The following is a 2,233-nucleotide window of genomic DNA, read 5'->3' as shown; positions in this document are numbered from 1 at the left end:
GCATGGGCGGGTGCGGCGACCAGAGGGGCGGCAACTGCCGTTGCCGACAGCAGGAGCATGGCCCAGCGGTGTCTCCCGCGGCTGCGGTCGCTCCTGGGGTGCGCAGGCTCCCCCATCGTCCGTCGGGTTGCAAGGGGCATCGAGAAGTTCCTTTCAGGAAGGGTCTTCGGGGTCGGCCGGGGCGAGATCGCGGAAACGGCATGGGCTGTGGAATGGCATGCCGCCGCTGTCTGTTCGGGAGCTTGTGTTCCACGTGTTCGGCTGTCCGGGAGCCGATTCGGAAGAAATGGATCATGCGTCGGCGCCCCGGGTGCAGGGAAGGTAAAGGGAGGCTTTTCTTTCGATCAGGGGGTCGCTCGGGGGTGTGATGTGCGCGCCCGATGTCAGCGTTGTCGCCCTTGCGGTTGCTGACCTGCAGCGATGCGGGAGTCGCGGGCCAGTGGATCTTTCTCTGCCGACTGTGTGCAGATGTGTCAACCATGCTCCTGCCGTGCAAAATGCATGGGTTTGCCGGTGAGGGTGGAGGTGGCAGGGCCTGGGCGTCACCCCGGGGTGACCCAGGTGTCAGGGTTCAGGTGGCGTCACAGAAGGGTCCGAGGCAAATGGGTCATGCGTTGACCTATTGCCGACGTAGCGTCACCTGCGGGGGTGCCGGTCCCGCCAGGAGAGAGTCCGTTCGCATGGCCGGCATCCACGGGGCGCGTGGCCTCCGCCCTGGCGTTACTCCGTGCTTGCGCGGAGGTGAAGATCTTCCATGGGCGTGCTGCGCTCGTCCCGCACCTCTCCTGCTCCTGCTGAAAAGCCGAGTTGCTCATGACCCGTGTCCTTGTTGTCGATGGTTTGCGTCTGCTGCGCCACGCCCTCGTGGTAGCGCTGGGTGCCGAAGCGGACATCGAAGTCGTCGCCGAGGCCGCATCGGCCGACGAGGTCGCGCATGCTGCGGTCCGGGCCCGGCCCGACGTCGCCGTGGTCGATGCGGCGCTGCTCGGCCGCCACGCGGCCGCCGCCATCGCCCGGCTGCGCCGGGCGATGCCCCGGTGCCGACTGCTCCTGCTCGCCGGCGCCGACTGTCCGGCTGTGGTGCGGGCCGCACTGCGGGGCGGGGTCGGCGGTCTCCTGGGCAGGGATGTCCCTCTCGCCGTCCTGATCGGCAGTATCCGGCGGGTTGCTGCCGGAGGGCGGGTCCTGGACCCGGACATCATGGCCGGGGCCCTGCTTGCCGAGAGCAGCCCGCTGACCCGCCGGGAGAGTGAGGTTCTCGACCTTGCCGCCCAAGGCCACGCGCCCGGTGGCATCGCGGTCACGCTCCACCTGGCGCCCGGAACCGTGCGCAACCACCTCGCCGCGATCACCGGAAAGCTCAAGGCCCGCAGCCGGGCCGACGCCATCCGCATCGCCCGCGACAACGGCTGGCTCTGACGGAGCCACCGACCGGGAATTAATAGGACATTTACTGACCTATTGGGCATCTAGCGTGGGTCACGTCGCAGGGACAACCTCTCTGCTCATTCCGTGATCAACGGCTTTGCCGGTATAGGAAAGGAGCCAGTCATGGCCCAGCAGGAAACGATGCAGCGATTCACGCCGATGCTGTACGTCAGGGGCAGCTACGAGGCCGTCGCGTTCTACCGGGAGGTCTTCGGCGTCGAGGAGATCGCCGAGCGCACCATGCTGCTGTCGCAGGTTCCGGGCATGGACAAGATTCCGGGCGCGGAGCACGTGGTGGTGTACTCCAAGCTGCAGTTCGCCGACGGCAGTGGCCTGAACGTCGCGGAGCTGTCCGACGAGGGCGTTTATGCGAAGGACGGCGGCGCGGTCGTCGGCAACAACATCCACGTCGGGCTCCAGCACACCGACACCGCTGTCCAGAAGGCGGAGTTCGACAAGCTCGCCGAGGGCGGGACGGTCATGGAGCCGCTGGAGGAGAAGTTCTGGGGCACGGTCTTCGGCATCGTTCAGGACCGCTATGGCGTGATCTGGGAGTCCAACTGCTATCTGAAGCAGGGCTGATCGGCAGATGCCCCCGCCTCCGGAACCGTCTAACGGTCCCGGAGGCGGGGGTTTTCGCTGCCCGGGGTGCGGCAGCTGGCTTCGCGTATGTAGTCCTCCCAGCGCGGCAGTCCGTGGTGGGAGGCCCGGGCGTGGATGTGGGCGGTGACGTCGCGTACGTAGGCGGACGGCATGGCGCGGCTGACGGCGTAGGAGGCGGCCAGGCGCTGGTGGAGGTGGGGCG

3 protein-coding genes are annotated in these 2,233 nt (G+C 67.6%); 2 read left to right on the top strand and 1 reads right to left on the bottom strand.

Annotated features, from left to right (window positions below; all coding sequences use genetic code 11):
- The first annotated feature begins 813 nt into the window (after window positions 1-813).
- Both K6I34_RS36025 and K6I34_RS36020 read left to right on the top strand, forming a co-directional pair.
- Window positions 814-1,419, top strand: a complete 606-nt coding sequence (locus K6I34_RS36025) for a response regulator transcription factor (protein WP_229332241.1) — start codon at window positions 814-816, stop codon at window positions 1,417-1,419.
- A gap of 132 nt (window positions 1,420-1,551) precedes the next feature.
- A complete protein-coding gene (locus K6I34_RS36020; protein WP_229332240.1) occupies window positions 1,552-2,010 on the top strand; it encodes a glyoxalase/bleomycin resistance/extradiol dioxygenase family protein in 459 nt (152 codons plus the stop codon).
- 29 nt (window positions 2,011-2,039) lie between these two features.
- Here K6I34_RS36020 and K6I34_RS36015 read toward each other — a convergent pair.
- A partial coding sequence (locus tag K6I34_RS36015) for a hypothetical protein (protein ID WP_229332239.1) occupies window positions 2,040-2,233 on the bottom strand: 194 nt, incomplete at its 5' end.

This window comes from Streptomyces sp. UNOC14_S4, from assembly GCF_020740835.1.
Classification (GTDB): Bacteria; Actinomycetota; Actinomycetes; order Streptomycetales; family Streptomycetaceae; genus Streptomyces.
This window is presented reverse-complemented; position numbering and strand designations above follow the sequence as displayed.